This window comes from Microbacterium sp. UNCCL10 (genome assembly GCF_000746195.1).
Classification (GTDB): domain Bacteria; phylum Actinomycetota; class Actinomycetes; order Actinomycetales; family Microbacteriaceae; genus Microbacterium; species Microbacterium saccharophilum.
On sequence record NZ_JQKT01000008.1, the window covers coordinates 169,069 to 183,697 of the forward strand.

Annotated in this window: 16 protein-coding genes and 1 riboswitch; of the genes, 6 read left to right on the forward strand and 10 right to left on the reverse strand. The window is 72.1% G+C overall.

The genetic code is table 11. The annotated features are described in order from the left end of the window. Nucleotides 1-627 carry an ECF transporter S component gene (locus tag BR85_RS09295; RefSeq protein ID WP_028496374.1) on the reverse strand — a complete coding sequence of 209 codons (627 nt, stop codon included), beginning with the start codon at nucleotides 625-627 and terminating at the stop codon, nucleotides 1-3. Then, nucleotides 620-729, reverse strand: a riboswitch (TPP riboswitch). It overlaps the preceding gene by 8 nt. 69 nt (nucleotides 730-798) lie before the next feature. Between BR85_RS09295 and BR85_RS09300 the strand changes: the two genes are divergently transcribed. Continuing rightward, nucleotides 799-2,163 carry a D-alanyl-D-alanine carboxypeptidase family protein gene (locus BR85_RS09300; RefSeq protein WP_081782742.1) on the forward strand — a complete coding sequence of 455 codons (1,365 nt, stop codon included), beginning with the start codon at nucleotides 799-801 and terminating at the stop codon, nucleotides 2,161-2,163. Between the two features lie 11 nt (nucleotides 2,164-2,174). Here BR85_RS09300 and BR85_RS09305 read toward each other — a convergent pair whose 3' ends face one another. Then, nucleotides 2,175-3,104 (reverse strand): nuclease-related domain-containing protein, encoded by a 930-nt coding sequence (locus tag BR85_RS09305; RefSeq protein WP_028496373.1) that lies wholly within the window; start codon nucleotides 3,102-3,104, stop codon nucleotides 2,175-2,177. A 3-nt stretch (nucleotides 3,105-3,107) separates the two neighbouring features. Then, nucleotides 3,108-4,193, reverse strand: a complete 1,086-nt coding sequence (locus BR85_RS09310; RefSeq protein ID WP_081782741.1) for an enoyl-CoA hydratase/isomerase family protein — start codon at nucleotides 4,191-4,193, stop codon at nucleotides 3,108-3,110. Between the two features lie 100 nt (nucleotides 4,194-4,293). Between BR85_RS09310 and BR85_RS09315 the strand changes: the two genes are divergently transcribed. Then, the gene (locus tag BR85_RS09315) at nucleotides 4,294-5,433 is read left to right on the forward strand and encodes an ATP-binding cassette domain-containing protein (protein ID WP_081782740.1); all 1,140 of its coding nucleotides are present in this window, start codon (nucleotides 4,294-4,296) and stop codon (nucleotides 5,431-5,433) included. Beyond that, complete coding sequence (locus BR85_RS09320) at nucleotides 5,430-6,251, forward strand: ABC-2 transporter permease (RefSeq protein WP_028496371.1); 822 nt, start codon at nucleotides 5,430-5,432, stop codon at nucleotides 6,249-6,251. The genes BR85_RS09315 and BR85_RS09320 overlap by 4 nt, the downstream gene beginning before the upstream one ends. Nucleotides 6,252-6,257: 6 nt before the next feature. Here the strand turns inward: BR85_RS09320 and BR85_RS09325 are convergent, their stop codons facing one another. The 6 genes from BR85_RS09325 to BR85_RS09350 form a co-directional block, all read right to left on the reverse strand. Further along, nucleotides 6,258-6,716 (reverse strand): hypothetical protein, encoded by a 459-nt coding sequence (locus tag BR85_RS09325; protein ID WP_028496370.1) that lies wholly within the window; start codon nucleotides 6,714-6,716, stop codon nucleotides 6,258-6,260. A gap of 93 nt (nucleotides 6,717-6,809) precedes the next feature. After that, nucleotides 6,810-7,613 (reverse strand): uroporphyrinogen-III synthase, encoded by an 804-nt coding sequence (locus tag BR85_RS09330; RefSeq protein ID WP_028496369.1) that lies wholly within the window; start codon nucleotides 7,611-7,613, stop codon nucleotides 6,810-6,812. A gap of 172 nt (nucleotides 7,614-7,785) precedes the next feature. Next, entirely contained in the window at nucleotides 7,786-8,055 is a 270-nt protein-coding gene (locus BR85_RS09335; RefSeq protein WP_028496368.1) for a hypothetical protein, read from the reverse strand. Further along, nucleotides 8,045-8,455, reverse strand: a complete 411-nt coding sequence (locus BR85_RS09340) for a phage holin family protein (RefSeq protein ID WP_028496367.1) — start codon at nucleotides 8,453-8,455, stop codon at nucleotides 8,045-8,047. The genes BR85_RS09335 and BR85_RS09340 overlap by 11 nt, the downstream gene beginning before the upstream one ends. A gap of 1 nt (nucleotide 8,456) precedes the next feature. After that, nucleotides 8,457-8,828, reverse strand: a complete 372-nt coding sequence (locus BR85_RS09345) for a hypothetical protein (RefSeq protein ID WP_028496366.1) — start codon at nucleotides 8,826-8,828, stop codon at nucleotides 8,457-8,459. Between the two features lie 93 nt (nucleotides 8,829-8,921). Next, nucleotides 8,922-10,364: a protoporphyrinogen/coproporphyrinogen oxidase gene (locus BR85_RS09350; RefSeq protein WP_028496365.1), complete on the reverse strand. Its 1,443-nt coding sequence runs from the start codon at nucleotides 10,362-10,364 to the stop codon at nucleotides 8,922-8,924. Between the two features lie 635 nt (nucleotides 10,365-10,999). On the opposite strand from BR85_RS09350, the gene BR85_RS14920 reads away from it, so the two are divergent. From BR85_RS14920 to BR85_RS09365, 3 genes are all read left to right on the forward strand, one after another. Further along, complete coding sequence (locus BR85_RS14920) at nucleotides 11,000-11,890, forward strand: Ltp family lipoprotein (protein ID WP_051526269.1); 891 nt, start codon at nucleotides 11,000-11,002, stop codon at nucleotides 11,888-11,890. A gap of 234 nt (nucleotides 11,891-12,124) precedes the next feature. Further along, nucleotides 12,125-12,694: an HhH-GPD-type base excision DNA repair protein gene (locus BR85_RS09360; RefSeq protein WP_028496364.1), complete on the forward strand. Its 570-nt coding sequence runs from the start codon at nucleotides 12,125-12,127 to the stop codon at nucleotides 12,692-12,694. 3 nt (nucleotides 12,695-12,697) lie between these two features. Beyond that, nucleotides 12,698-13,126: a DUF1801 domain-containing protein gene (locus tag BR85_RS09365; RefSeq protein WP_028496363.1), complete on the forward strand. Its 429-nt coding sequence runs from the start codon at nucleotides 12,698-12,700 to the stop codon at nucleotides 13,124-13,126. Between the two features lie 3 nt (nucleotides 13,127-13,129). On the opposite strand, the gene BR85_RS09370 is transcribed toward BR85_RS09365, so the two are convergent. Beyond that, complete coding sequence (locus BR85_RS09370) at nucleotides 13,130-14,518, reverse strand: glycine--tRNA ligase (protein WP_028496362.1); 1,389 nt, start codon at nucleotides 14,516-14,518, stop codon at nucleotides 13,130-13,132. Nucleotides 14,519-14,629: the final 111 nt, after the last annotated feature.

Here is a 14,629-nt window from a genome sequence, read left to right on the forward strand (position 1 = left end):
TCAGACGCGTTCGCGCGCGGCACGACCCGACCCGAACCGGTCGAGCGCGCCCGTCCGCGCGAGGCCCCGGGCGATGAGCCAGGCCCCGCCACCGGCGATGACGGCGCCCGAGAGCACCGAGGAGACGAGGTAGACGATCGTGAACGTGGTGTCCGAGCCCGCGTACCAGAGGATCAGGTTGTTGACCGCGCCGGCGAGGGCGGCCCCCGCACCGGCCAGCACCGCGACGGGCAGCGACCACAGCCGGTAGGCGACGATCAGGAAGACGATCTCAGCGCCCAGTCCCTGCACCAGCCCGGCCTCGAGGGTGAGGAAGCCACCCCACTGGTTGCCGACCAGCGCCGAGACGACGGCGGCGAGGGTCTCGGTGTAGATCGCGGCCCCGGGCTTGCGGATGACCAGCGCGCCGAGCACCCCGGCGAACAGCCACGGACCGTCGAGCAGGCCCTGCAGGCCGGGCAGCAGGGGGTCTAGCAGCGCCTTCGGCCCGAGGTAGCCGATGTTCCACAGCAGGAAGATGAGGCCGGATGCGACCCCGAGGACGCTGGCGACGACGATGTCGACGACCCTCCAGCGGAAGCGGCTCCGCGTGGCGACGGGTGCGGGCACGGACGTGGATGTGCTCATGTTCTCTCCTCCCTGCGCCGGCATGATCCGGATCAGGTTCGACGGTCGAAGCGTGGTTCGCTTCCTCTCAGCCCGGCTCACCGGACTCCCGTGGTTGTGCGCTCGAGTATACCGAGCTGCTCTTCACGGCGGCGGTTCGAGGCCGCTCTCGCGGCGCGGTACTTTGATGGGATGACCCGGCCCCCCGCCCCGCCTCAGCGCCGGGCGTTGGAATGGGTCGATGAGCGCGCGCTGGCGGCGGCCCCGCCGCGCATGGACCTCCGGACCGCGACCGCCCCCTACGCGATGGTCAGTCCCGACCTGCTCGAGCGCCGGCCCCGGCGTTCGCCGTTCCGCCCGGGCGTGCTGGTGCCGATCGGCGGGATGCTGCTGCTCGTCGCGGCGTATGTCGCCACGACGCTGCTCTGGCCCCTGCACGCCGTGCCGCCGGTGATCACCGCCAGCCAGATCTCGGCGGTCTCCGCGCCGCTGTCGGCGCCGGCCTGGCCGGAGGAGGGTGCGGCCGCCGTCAGCGTCGATGGCATCGCCGGGACCGTCTCCTCGACCGCCGACCCGGCGATGATGGCGAGCATCACGAAGCTCGTGACGGCGCTGCTGGTGCTCGACCAGCAGCCGCTCACGGTCGGCGAGCCCGGCCCGGAGTACGCCTTCACGGCGCGCGATCGCGCCACGTACCGGGAGTTCCTCTCCCGCGGAGAGTCCGCGCTGGACGTGCCCGTCGGCGGCACTCTCACGCAGTACCAGCTGCTGCAGGGAATGCTCATCGGCTCGGGAGGGAACTACGCCGAACGCCTGGCGCGGACGTTCTGGCCCTCGGATGCCGTCTTCGCGCGCGCTGCGCGGGACTGGCTCGCGCAGCACGGCCTCTCCGGCATCACCGTCGTCGAGCCGACCGGCATCGACGAGGGCAATCTGGCTGCCCCCGCCGCCGTGCTCGCCCTCGCCGACCGCGCCCTGGCCAACCCCGTGATCGCGGAGATCGTCGACACCGAATCGGTCACGCTGCCCGGCGCCGGCGAGGTGGAGAACACGAACGACCTGCTGGCCGATCCGGCCGTCACCGGCGTGAAGACCGGCGGCCTCGAGGAGTACTACAACCTCGTGGCCGCCCGCGAAGTCGTCGTCGGGGAGACGACGGTGCGCGTGTACGCGACGGCGCTCGGCCAGCCGAGCGACGCGGAGCGCGACGAGGAGACCGCGCGTCTCCTCGAGGCGGTCTCGGCCGAAGTCGCACAGCCCGCCGTGCTGCCCGCGGGGACCGTCGCCGGCGTCGTCACCACGCCGTGGGGCGCACGCGCGGAGGTCGTGACCGACGAAGCCGGCGCCGTCGTGCTCTGGAACGGCGCATTCGCGGTCGCCGAACCGGCATTCGAGCTCGACGCGGCGCGGGCCGCGGACGACAGCGTCGGCCGGCTCAGCTTCGAAGGCCCGCTCGACAGGGACACCGTGGGGCTCCGGCTCGCGGGAGACATCGAACCGCCGTCGCGCTGGTGGCGCCTCACGCACCCGCTCGAGCTGTTCGGCCTCGTCGACTAGCGCCGCCGCGGTCAGACGAAGCGGACGGTCTGCTGCAGGCGGGTGCGCACGTCGAACAGCTCGTTGCCGCCGATCTCGCGGGCGCCGGTGACGCCCCGGCGGAGGACGGTCGCCAGCGCGGCGCGGGAGACCACTGCGACGGGGAGCGACTTGACCCGGCCGAGCTCGTCGATCGCGACCGACACATCGTCGTCGGGCAGGACGACGATGGCGCCGCTGAACTTCACGCGCGCGGCCCGCCCGAGGGTCCGGGCGCCGGCGACGAGGGTCGCGACCGGCGTGCCGGACACGGCATCCCCGATCACCTCCCCGCGCCGGGTGCGGACGGGTCCGCCGAAGTCCTCGGACAGCACGGCGTACAGACCGCTCGGGCCGAGGACGATGTGGTCGAGCTTCGCCTCCGGCCCGCGGTCGCGGGCCTCGACGTCATGCCAGACCGTGTACCCCATGCCGAGGTCCGCGACGATGCGCGCCGTCGCCTCCTCGGCCAGCGCATCGGCGAGGAGGCGCCTGATCTCATGCGGCGCCGTGCGGACGAGGGCCGGGTCGTACGGGTCGGCGAGCGTCACCCCGCGGCCCGCCCACTCCCGGATGAGGGTGAGGTAGCGCTCCCGGCGCCACCCGCCGGGCTGGCCGTGCGTGCGAGCCTTGGGCCGGGTATCCGCCGGTCGGCTCGGCGGGCGCCAGCCCGGTCCGGCGGGCGCGAAGGAGACCGACGTCTCACCGAAGCCGTGCCCGCGGTCGTACGCGGCGCGGGCGGCCGGCGTCCCCACGAGCTCCCATGCGCGCTGCACCTGCACGAACTGCACCGCGTCGCCACCGGTGTCGGGATGGGTCTGCCGCAGCCGCAGGCGGTACGCGCGGCGCAGCGACTCCTCGTCGACGTCGGGGGCGACCTCCAGGACGTCGTACGCGGAGGCGGAGAGCGGGCTGTCGAACACCGGTCAGCCCCAGAGCGGCGTGCCCGGCCGGTAGGCCAGCGCCTCCGCCGCGATGTCGGGAGCCAGGTCGGCGAAGGTCGCGGGCTGCCAGCGCGGCGACCGGTCCTTGTCGACGAGCTGCGCCCGGATGCCCTCGACGAGATCCGGCTGGGTCACGGCGAACCACAGGACCAGGCCGTACTCCTGCGCGAGGGCGTCGCGCAGACCCGGCAGCTCCCGGGCGGCCCGGATCGCGTCGAGCGTCACGGCGAGACCGGTCGGCGAGAGCTCGGCGAGGGTCGCCGCCGCCTCCACGGCCTCCGGTTCGGGCCGTGCCCGCAGTCGGTCGACGATCTCGGCGACCGTGGGGGCGGAGAACGCCGCGTCGATCCACGGGCGCGCCGCTTCCAGCCGGGAGGGCGCGGCGGTCTCATCGAACAGCAGGACGAGCTCGTTCGGGGTCGACGGATCGGCCCGGGTGACGAGCGCCTCGTGCAGATCGCCCAGGTGCGCGCTCCGCACGAAGTGGTCGGCGAAGCCGGCGTAGATCGCGTCGGCGGCATCCATCGCGGCGCCCGTCAGCCCCAGGTACTCCCCGATGCGGCCGGGCGTCCGCCCGAGCAGCCAGGAGCCGCCGACATCGGGGGTGAAGCCGATGCGCGTCTCGGGCATCGCCAGTCGGGAACGCTCCGTGACGACCCGCACCCCGGCGTGGCCGGCCAGGCCGATGCCGCCGCCCATCGTGATGCCGTCGGCGAAGACGACGACGGGCTTGGGGTACTCGGCGATGCGGGCGTTCAGGGCGTACTCGGCACGGAAGAAGGCGCCGGTGTCCTCCGGACGGCCCCCGACGATCTGGTCGTACAGGCCGCGGACGTCGCCGCCCGCGCACAGCCCGCGGTCGCCGGCACCGTCGAGCAGGATCACCTGGACGTCGGGGGCCTCCTCCCAGCGGTCCAGGGCCGCGGCGAGATCGTCGATCATGCCGAGGTCGAGCGCGTTGAGCGCTTCGGGCCGATCGAGTGTGAGGTGGCCGACGCTCCCGTCCGCCCGGGCGCGGATGCGGGTCTGCGGGGTGCCGGTCGCGGTATCGCTCTCCGTGGTGCTCACCCGGGCAACGTTACCCGCGCCCGGAGGGGCCGTTCCGCACAGCGCGAGACGCGCGTTTCAGCCAGGATGGAAGGGATCCGGCGACGAGGAGAGGGCCCCTATGCCTGAAGGACGCGTACTCGAGTTCACCGGCGTGACCAAGCGGTTCGGCCCGGTGACGGCGGTCGACGCGTTCACGGCACGCGTGGAGCCCGGCGTCGTGACGGGGTTCCTCGGGCCCAACGGCGCCGGCAAGACGACGACGCTGCGCATCCTGCTGGGCCTCGTCCGCGCCACGTCGGGCGTCGCGACGATCGGCGGGCAGCGCTACGCCGAGCTCGCGCAGCCGCTGCAGACGGTGGGTGCGGCGCTGGAGGCGTCGAGCTTCCACCCCGGCCGCACCGCCGCGAACCATCTCAAGGTGTACGCACAGGCCGCCGGCATCCCGCACGCCCGCGTGGACGAAGCGCTGGGCGTCGTCGGTCTCGCCGACGTCGGCGGCCGGAAGGTCGGCGGGTTCTCCCTCGGCATGCGTCAGCGGCTCGGCCTGGCCTACACCCTCCTCGGCGACCCCGGGGTGCTGGTGCTGGACGAGCCGGCCAACGGGCTCGACCCGGAGGGCATCAAGTGGATGCGGGGGTTCCTCCGCGAGCTGGCCGCTCAGGGGCGGACCGTGCTGGTCTCCTCGCACATGCTCGCCGAGATCCAGCAGTCGGCGGACTCGCTGCTCGTCATCGCGCGCGGCCGGCTCGTGTTCCAGGGATCGCTGGAGGCGCTCACCCCGCCGGACGAGTTCGCCACGCTCGTGGATGCGCCCGCCCGGGCTGCGCTGCGCACCGCCCTCGACGCGCGGGGCCTCGGGTACGACGTCATGCGCTCGGGCCTCTCCGTCCGCGGCGCCGACCCCGCGGCCGTGGGCGCGATCGCGGCGGCTGCGGGCATCGCCCTGTCGACGCTGCAGCGGCGCGGCCCGGCGCTCGAGGAGGTCTTCCTCGATCTCGTGAACGGCATCCGCACGCACATGCCGGATGCTGCCGCCCCGCCGGCGATCGCGCCCGCTGCCCCGGCCCTCCCGGCGGCGGAGGCGCCCGACGTGCCGCCTGCGGAGGAGGAGGCGCCTGACGACCTCGACGAGGCGATCGCCGTCGATCGTCCGTGGGAGGCGGCGGAGGAGAAGACGGAGTCCGACGTCGAGGCCGACCACTTCTTCTCCCGCTACGACGATGCGCCCCGCCCCGACGGAGAGGGGGATCGGCGATGAGCCTGACCCGCGCGACCCGCTCCGAGCTCACCAAGCAGTTCTCCACGTCGCTGTGGTGGGTCCTCGCCCTCGTCCTCGTCGCCTGGGTGGGCTCGACGGCCGCCGGCCTCGCGGCCGTCTTCGCGGCCGGCGCGTCCGGGGCCCTGGGGGACGCCGCCCAGGGTCCGCAGCTGCCCGCAGAGCTCATCCCGCCCATGGTCTACAGCCTCGCGACGGCCGTCGGCTACGTCTTCCCGCTCCTGATCGGCGCGCTGCTAGTCACCGGGGAGTTCCGCCACCAGACGCTCACGCCGACGTTCCTCGCGACACCCCGCCGCGGGGTGGCGCTCGGCGGCAAGATCGTCGCCGGCATCGTCGTCGGCCTCCTGTTCGCGCTCGTCGCCCTCGTGTCGACCGTCGTCCCGGGCGCCGGCATCCTGGCCGCCTTCGGTGTCGACACGCAGCTGCAGGACGCGGACACCTGGGCGATGGTCGGCCGGATGGTGATCGCGTTCCCGCTGTGGGTGCTGATCGGCATCGGGGTGGGCACGCTCGTCCGCAGTCAGGTCGGCGCCGTCGTCGGCGTGATCGCCTTCACGCAGTTCATCGAGCCGATCCTGCGGGTCGTCGCAGGGCTCGTCGACGGCCTCGACGCCGTCACGCAGTACCTCCCGGGCGCCGCCTCCGACGCGCTCGCGGGCGCGAGCATCTACACCGGCATGGTCGGCGGGGAGACCCAGAGCCTGGAGTGGTGGGCCGGCGGCCTCGTGCTGCTGGCGTACGCCGTCGTCTTCCTCGGCCTCGGGCACCTGCTCAGCTGGCGCCGCGACGTCAGCTGACCCTCGTCAGGCGGTCGCCGGCGCCGGCCGCCGCGCGCGGGGCGCCTTCGGCCGCGGGGCCGCGGTGGGAATGGCGCCCGTGACGATGTCGACGACATCGGTGGGCTCGGCATCCGTCTCCAGCTGCAGCGCCTGCACGAGCGCGAGTGCGTGCCGCGTCGTCAGGACGAGACGCTGGAACTCCGACTCGCCCTCGATGTCGATGACGACGGCGGGCCGGTGCCCGCGCACGACGACGAAGTCCGACGCGCCCGCCGCCCGCCACGTGCCCATCGCGACGACGCCGCGCACGTGCGTTCCCGGGCTCGCGACGCCGCGCAGCCACGTCCACGCGTCGTCGGTCAGCTGCACCTTCCGGATCTGCGTGCGCGCGACCTTCACACTGCCGCGACGGAAGGCGAGCGCCCGCTCGGCGGCGGAGAGCACGACCTCCAGCTGCGTCGAGTCGAGCAGGAGAGTCACCATGCCCTCAGTCTGCCAGCGCGCGGCGTGCCGTGTGCTCACGGACCGGCAACGATCCGCGGCGTGTCACCGGTCCGCGGCGTCCCGGGCGGGTGGTCAGAGCGTGAACTCGTCTGTGGCGTGCGGCAGCGGGAAGCGCGAGACGGCGTCGATCAGTCCGCCGACGGTCTGCTCCCGTGCGACGACATGGATGCCGAGCCCGACCTTGCGGGCGTCCTTCGCGGTCCGCGGACCGATCGCCGCGATGACCGTGTCGGCCGGGATCTCGGGGAACTGCTCCCGCACCTGCTCCGCGACCGAGCCGCTCGTGACGAGGATGGCGTTGATCCGCCCGCTCTGCACGTCGTGCGCGATGCGCTCGGTGACGGGGACCCCGACGGTCCGGTACGCCACGACGCTGCGGACGTCGTGGCCCGCCTCCGTCAGCCGGCGCGTCAGCACGGGCTTGGCGATCTCGCTGCGGAGGGTGAGGATGCGGCGCGGCTCCGGTTCGAGCGCGATCAGCTGCGCCGCCATGCCCGCGGCCGAGTTGTCCTCGTCGGGCACGAGGTCGACGCGGTACCCGACGGCGCTGAGCGCGGCGGCGGTCGTCTCGCCCACGGCGGCGACACGCGTCGTCGCGGGGATGACCGCCCGGTAGGCGTATAGGACGTCCACGGTCGTCGCGCTGGTGAGGGTCACCCAGTCGAAGGCGCCGGCGGCGAGGTCGGCCAGCGCCTTCTCGAGCGTCGCCTGGTCGGTCGACGGGGCGAAGTTGATGAGCGGTGCGATCACGGGGACGGCGCCCTGGGCGCGCAGCGTCGCGGCGACGCTGTCCCCCCACGGACCGCCGCGCGGGACGAGCACACGCCAGCCCTTCAGGGGCTTCGCGGCCGTGGCGGCCTGTGGCTGTGTGTTCATGCTCGACTCTCGTGGTCCTTCGCCGGACGCCCGTTCGAGCGACCGACAGCGCGACCGGGCGAGGACAGACGTCCACGCGCTCGGGATCGCATCGTCGGCAGCATCTGCCTCATCGCCACTGCCTGAGGTTCGAGCATACCCCGCACCCGTCCGCCGGGCTCTGCACCCCAGATCAGCGGGTGTAAAGGCGGACGATGCCCCACACCGCGAGACCCACGACGGCGGCCACGCCGGCCACCGCCGCAGCGGCCCCGGTGGGGTTGGCGCGGGCGAAGCGCCGCGCGGCGACGACCTGCTCGTCGACGACGTCGCCGATCCGCTTGGGGACGTTGGCCTTCTCCTCGATGGCGAACAGCGCCGCTTTCAGCTCGGCGCGGGCGCGCTCCACGGGGTCGGCGATGCCGAGAGCCACGGCGGTGCGGGGAACGATCTCAGAACTCATCGGTCACGTCCTTCACGATCCGCGCGTCGGCCTTGATCGACTTCGCGGGGCTGTCGGTGCGGGTCAGCTTCTTGATGCGCAGGATGCCGAGGAGCGCGAACACGATCGCGATCACCAGCAGGAGGACGAGCACGATGAGCGCCGCGAGCCATGCCGGTATCCAGGACGCGAGTCCGATGATCGTGAACGCCCCGAGCGTCGGGATCGCCCAGAAGAGGAAGAACAGGGCGATGACGAACCAGACGCCGCCCATCCCGGCATCCTTGCCGACGCTCTTGAGCCATTTCTTCGCGGAGTCGATCTCCGCGGCGATGAGGTTGCGGACCAGCTCCGGCACCTCACCCAGCAGGGTGAAGAGGCTGTCGTCGGAGCGGTCGCGGAATCCGCGGGGGGTGCTCATCTCAGCTGTCCGCGGCCTTCGCCACCTTCGCGGCGGCCTCCTTGGCCTCTTCGGCGGTCATCTCGCCCGCGCGGACGACGTCATCGGCGGACTTCTTGCCGGCACGGATGGCGGCGTCGAGCCGGTCGCCGGCGCTCCCGTTCTTGCTGGCGGCCTTGCCCACCTTCACCGCGCCGTCCCACAGGGCGCTGGGCAGCGCCATGGCCGCGGTCTTTCCGAGCTCCTTGGCCTTGTCGACCTGCTTCTGGACCTGCGGGGTGTCCCACACCTTCTGCACGCCGTCCTTGATCTGCTCGTAGCGCTCACGCCCGGCACGCGACCCGAGCACGTAGCCCGCCGCAAATCCGATGACGATCCCGATCTTGCCCCTCATGGGGTTCTCCTCACGCTCGTTGCCGATGGTGCTGGTGACACCAGGGTAGTCCTGTATGCCTGTTCCGGCATCCGGGGGTTGCCAAGGGCGGCGTCAGTGCGTAATGTGCCCCATCGGCGTTCCCCAGAGCGCGTGTCCACGGACGAGATCGGCCTCTGCCACGGCATCCGCGGCGACCCGCGCGGGGTCACCGCCGACGAGCCAGCCGCCCGTGAGGGCGAGCCCGGCGTCGTGCGCGGCGCCGCGGATCGCGGCCGTCGCCTCGGCGTGGCCGCTGACCTCGGCAGGCGTCACGGAGACCTCGCGGCACACGTGCGCGCCGCGCAGCTCGGAGCGAGTCAGGGGCACACCGGTGAGGGCCGCGGCGGCGTCGAGGGCGCGGTCGATGGCGGCGTCATCGTCGCCGGCGTCGGCGCGGGGTGCGGACGTCACTCGCAGGAGGTGGGATCCGCGGTCGGGGGCATCGGCCAGCCCGGGCCATTCGGCGGTGGCGTGGCGGAGGACCGTCCCGTCGGTCGCGGCCACGGCGACGCGGCGCGGCGCGTCCGCCAGCGCCGGGGCGTGGACGAGCAGCGTGACGATCTCGCGCGGCGGCGCGGAAGCCTGGAGGTCGGGCAGGGCCGCGAACGGGTGGACGAGCCGGCGGGCCTCGGCCTGCCCGGTCGCCACGATCACCGCGTCGGCAGCGATCTCCAGCGCGGCTCCGTCTTCCGCGGGGTCGCAGGTGAGGAGCCAGCCGGTGTCGGTGCGAGCGAGGCTCTGCACGCGCGCGCCGCGCTGGATCGTCACCTCGAGGAGGGCGAGCCGCTCCTCGAGGCTCTCCGTCAGGCGGGTCAGGCCGCCGCGGAGCGTCGCGCGCCGGGCCCGCGCCACGTGATCCGGCGTGGCCGCGAGCAGTTCCGCGACCGCTCCGCTCAGCGAGCCGGCACGCGTCAGAGCGCCGTTGAGTCCCGGGACGGCCGCGTCGACGTCGAGCCGGTCGGGGTCGACCCCGAACCGTGCGCGGACGGCCGGCGCGACCATGCGATCGGCGACGCGGTCGCCCATGCGCGTGCGCACGAGGTCGCCGAGGCTGCGCGCGCGGCCGATGGTGAGCGGCGGCCGGAGGCGGTCGAGGTAGGCGCGCCACGCGCCCCGCCACCCGATGAGCCGGCGGACGTCGTCGGCGAACGGGTTGGCGGGGATGCCGAGGATGCTCTGCTCCGGGAGGGGTGCCCGCCCGCCCGGCAGGCCCGCCACCCACACGCCGCCGGCCGCCGACTCTACGATGTCTCCGCTCAGGCCGAGGTCGTCCAGCAGCGCGGCGAACGCCCCCTCCGGCGGGGCGAACGCCTCCGCACCGACGTCGACGGCGGTCCCGCCGAGGTCCGCGGCGACGATCCCGCCGCCCAGGCGCTCTGCGGCATCCACGAGCGTCACGCCGATCCCGACTTTGGCGCACTCGAGCGCGGCCACGAGGCCGGCGAGGCCGCCGCCGATCACGACGATGCGGGCGTCACGGGCGCGCCCCACGAGGCCGGAGGCAGAGTCGGTCATGGCGTCCATCCTCGCACCGGCGCCGACGGTGAGGGTGGTCAGGAAAACGGAGTTCCCTTTCGGATTACAGCCGGCGAGGCGCCCCTCCCGGGCGTTTCCGTGGTTGGGTGCGCTGGATTCCAGGGGCGCCCTACGCGCGGTGCAGCGCGGATCTCGCAACATTGTCCCCCCCCCCCCCCCCCCCCCCCCCCCCGTGCGCGCGTGCATGCTCGGGGCTTCCCCCTTCCCGCAGGGGGTAGGCGCAGTCGCTTCGTCTCGCCACCCCTCGCTCCCATGCTCGAGCTACGCCTCATACGGCCATGACGTACTCGGACCCGAAAGTGCCCCGGTTGGTCATGTTCGTGTGCTTCGCCAGCAGCAGGTAGACGTCCCTCGGTGATGAGCGACTCGGTGAACCGCTCATAGGGGACGGTCTCGCGGAGGGTTACCGTCGCTGTCTCCCACGTGTCGTGGACAAGGGCCCCGGGTTTCCGCGCGTCATTGTTATTCCCTGCCCGAAGCGACCGGGTGTCGGACCTGCGGGGGTATGTTGATGGCGACGCGTCTGGGGAAGACGTCACGCTCTCACCGCTGAGGCGTGACGCTCATCCGTCGACCTGGCGGATGTTCGCGTTCAGAAAGCGAAGGGGCAGACGATGACGACACCCACCGACGGGCAGCAGAACTACGCGGCGGGCTGGTACCCCGACGCGAACGCTTCAGGCACGGAACGCTGGTATGACGGGACCGCTTGGACAGAGCAGACGCGGCCGTTGGGCGGCCCAGCCGCCGCATCGGCACCGGCGGCCGCGGCGAATGTCCCCACGGTCGCCGAGGATCCGGGGGCCAAGCGCCCCTGGTTCAAGCGGAAAGGCATCATCATCCCGGTCGGGATTGTGGCGGGCCTGATCATCATCGGCAGTGTCGGCAGTGCGCTCGGCGGCGGGAACCGCGATGCAAGCCCCACGGCCGACGACAAGGAGACTCCGATCTCCGAGGTACGGGAGACCGCGGAGTCCGAACCCGAGTCGGAGCCGGAGATGGTTGCTGTCCCCGCGGGTCTCGTGGGGATGACGGCCAAGGACGCTGCCGCCGCGCTGGAAGCGGCAGGTCTCAGGGCGACTTTCAACGGGGACGCAGCCTGGAAGGTGCTGTCCACAGACGCGTCCGGTGCGGAGGTCGAGGCTGGCACGACGGTGACTCTCACGTTGGACGAGCCGCCGGCGCTCACTCTGGGCCAGGAGAATGCCGTCGAGGAGGCAAAGTCATACATCAGCTTCACGTCGTTCAGCCGTGCCGGGCTGATCGAACAGCTGACCAGCGAATACGGCTCAGGGTTCGAGGCCGCCGACGCGGAGTTCGCAGTCAATTACCTGGAGCAAAACATGCTTGTCGACTGGAATGCTGAGGCAGTGGAGGCCGCTGAGGACTACCTCGACATGACCTCGTTCAGCCGCTCCTCGCTCTACGACCAGCTCACCAGCGAGTATGGCAGCCAGTTCACCCCGGAGCAGGCAGACTACGCTCTGAAGGCCGTCGGCTACTGACCGGCAGGGTAAGACCGGGCGCCAGGCCTCGCTTTGTTGCGGAGCTTCGCACTGAGGTGGGTCGGCCCCGGCCTGACACTCGGACTGCCCCTGCGGGGAGCTCTTCGCCCCGCTCTGTTCGAGCGTGCGGTTGAGGTTCGCCATGTGCACCGGCCCGCTCGTGAGGGCTTCGGTGACAGCACGGGCGACATTTCGCCTTCAAAGTGCGACCGAGACGGTGAGAGCATGGAGAACATGAGCCTGCACATCACCGGCGACCCCGAGGCCGACGCGCTGCTGACCGACGATCCGCTGGCTCTGCTGATCGGGATGCTTCTGGATCAGCAGGTCGCGATGGAGACGGCGTTCGCCGGTCCCTTGAAGATCGCGCAGCGCGTGGGGGGCCTGGATGCCGCCACGCTGGCCGCGTACGACCCGGAGGCGCTTGTCGCGGTCTTCGCCCAGACCCCGGCCGTGCATCGGTTCCCGGGTTCGATGGCGGGACGCGTGCAAGCGGTCAGCCAGGCCGTTGTGGCGGAGTGGGGCGGTGACGCGGCCGCCATCTGGACCGAAGGCACGCCGGACGGCCCGACCGTCCTGAAACGGCTGAAGGCCCTGCCCGGCTTCGGTGAGCAGAAGGCGAAGATCTTCCTGGCCCTCCTCGGCAAGCAGTACGGCTTCACGGGCGCCGGATGGCGGGAGGCAGCCGGGGCGTACGGCGAGGAGGGCTCGTTCCGCTCCGTCGCCGACATCGTCTCGCCGGAGAGCCTGACGAAGGTGCGCGAGCACAAACGCGCCGCCAAGGCGGCGGCCAAGGCGGGCTGAGCCGTGGAGCGGACCGGCGTCGACGTCGGCGCGCACCTCAGCGCGGTGACTCCCGCGGTCCGTCGCCGCGACGCCGAGACGCTCGTCGAGCTGTTCAGCGAGGTCACCGGGCGTCGCCCGGAGATGTGGTCCTCGGGGATCGTGGGGTTCGGCGCCTGCCACTACCGCTATCCCACTGGCACCGAGGGGGATATGCCGCTCGCCGCGTTCGCCCCGCGCAAGGCGTCGATGACGGTCTACCTCATGGAGGGGTTCGCCGAGCACGCCGACACCCTCGCGCGCCTGGGCCCGCACACGACGAGCGTCAGCTGTCTCTACCTGAAGGACCTCAGCGCCGTCGACCTCGACGTCCTGCGCGAACTCGTGGCCGAGTCGTACGCGTGGGCGGCCGCCGGCGGCTCCGAGGGCATCGAGATCACACCCCTCGACTGAGGCTCAGGCGCCGCGGAGCCGCTCGCCCAGGTAGGCGGTGAGGGCGTCCAGCGGCACCCGCTCCTGCGCCATCGTGTCGCGGTCGCGGACCGTGACAGCGTCATCCTCGAGCGAATCGAAGTCGATCGTGACGCACAGCGGCGTGCCGATCTCGTCCTGACGGCGGTACCGGCGACCGATCGCCCCGGCGTCGTCGAAGTCGACGTTCCAGCCCTGCGTGCGCAGCGTGTCGGCCACCTCGCGAGCGAGCGGCGACAGCTTCTCGTTGCGGCTGAGCGGCAGCACGGCGACCTTCACCGGTGCGAGCCGCGGGTCGAGCTGGAGCACCGTGCGGGTGTCGGTGCCGCCCTTGGCGTTGGGCACCTCCTCCTCGCGGTACGCGTCGACGAGGAACGCCATCATGGAGCGGGTCAGACCGAACGAGGGCTCGATGACGTACGGCACGTACGTCTCCCCGGAGGCCTGGTCGAAGTAGCTGAGCTTGTGACCGGACGCCTCGATGTGGCTCGTCAGGTCGAAGTCGGTGCGGTTCGCGACGCCCATCAGCTCGCCCCACTCCTTGCCCGGGAAGCCGAAGCGGTACTCGAAATCGATCGTGCCGGCCGAGTAGTGCGCACGCTCGTCCTCGGGCACGTCGAACTGACGCATGTTCTCCGGGTCCAGGCCCAGGTCGAGGAACCAGTCCCAGCACGCCTTGACCCAGTGCTCGAACCACTCCTGCGCCTCGGCGGGCGGCGTGAAGAACTCGATCTCCATCTGCTCGAACTCGCGCGTCCGGAAGATGAAGTTTCCCGGGGTGATCTCGTTGCGGAACGCCTTGCCGACCTGGCCGATGCCGAACGGCGGCTTCTTGCGCGACGCGGTGAGCACGTTGGTGAAGTTGACGAAGATGCCCTGCGCGGTCTCGGGACGCAGGAAGTGCAGGCCGCTCTCGTCGTCGACGACGCCGAGATAGGTCTTCACGAGGCCGGAGAACGCCTTCGGCTCGGTGTACTGGCCCTTCGTGCCACAGTTCGGGCACGGGATGTCGGCGAGGCCGTTCTCCGCGGGCCGACCCTTGCGCGCCTCGAAGTCCTCGATGAGGTTGTCGGCGCGGAAGCGCTTGTGGCACTGCAGGCACTCCACGAGCGGGTCGGTGAAGGTCGCGACGTGGCCGGAGGCCTCCCACACGCGCTTGGGCAGGATGACGGAGGAGTCCAGGCCCACCATGTCGCCGCGCCCGCGGACGAACGTCTGCCACCACTGGCGGCGGATGTTCTCCTTCAGCTCCGTGCCGAGGGGGCCGTAGTCCCACGCCGAGCGGGAGCCGCCGTAGATCTCACCGGCCTGGAAGACGAACCCGCGGTGACGGGCGAGGGCGATGACTTTGTCGAGACGGGACTGCTCGGCCACAGGTGGCTCCAAATGGTCGGTACAAGCGGGCGCGGAACGCGCGGATGCCGGAGGTGCCGGCATCCCTCCAGTCTACTGTCGCCGATCACGGCACCCGATGACGGGGTGCCC

Coding starts and splice junctions, on each gene's coding strand:
- BR85_RS09295 (WP_028496374.1), bottom strand. CDS start 627: ATGAGCACATCCACGTCCGTGCCCGCACCCGTCGCCACGCGGAGCCGC.
- BR85_RS09300 (WP_081782742.1), top strand. CDS start 799: ATGACCCGGCCCCCCGCCCCGCCTCAGCGCCGGGCGTTGGAATGGGTC.
- BR85_RS09315 (WP_081782740.1), top strand. CDS start 4,294: ATGCCTGAAGGACGCGTACTCGAGTTCACCGGCGTGACCAAGCGGTTC.
- BR85_RS09320 (WP_028496371.1), top strand. CDS start 5,430: ATGAGCCTGACCCGCGCGACCCGCTCCGAGCTCACCAAGCAGTTCTCC.
- BR85_RS09325 (WP_028496370.1), bottom strand. CDS start 6,716: ATGGTGACTCTCCTGCTCGACTCGACGCAGCTGGAGGTCGTGCTCTCC.
- BR85_RS09330 (WP_028496369.1), bottom strand. CDS start 7,613: ATGAACACACAGCCACAGGCCGCCACGGCCGCGAAGCCCCTGAAGGGC.
- BR85_RS09335 (WP_028496368.1), bottom strand. CDS start 8,055: ATGAGTTCTGAGATCGTTCCCCGCACCGCCGTGGCTCTCGGCATCGCC.
- BR85_RS09340 (WP_028496367.1), bottom strand. CDS start 8,455: ATGAGCACCCCCCGCGGATTCCGCGACCGCTCCGACGACAGCCTCTTC.
- BR85_RS09345 (WP_028496366.1), bottom strand. CDS start 8,828: ATGAGGGGCAAGATCGGGATCGTCATCGGATTTGCGGCGGGCTACGTG.
- BR85_RS09350 (WP_028496365.1), bottom strand. CDS start 10,364: ATGACCGACTCTGCCTCCGGCCTCGTGGGGCGCGCCCGTGACGCCCGC.
- BR85_RS14920 (WP_051526269.1), top strand. CDS start 11,000: ATGACGACACCCACCGACGGGCAGCAGAACTACGCGGCGGGCTGGTAC.
- BR85_RS09360 (WP_028496364.1), top strand. CDS start 12,125: ATGAGCCTGCACATCACCGGCGACCCCGAGGCCGACGCGCTGCTGACC.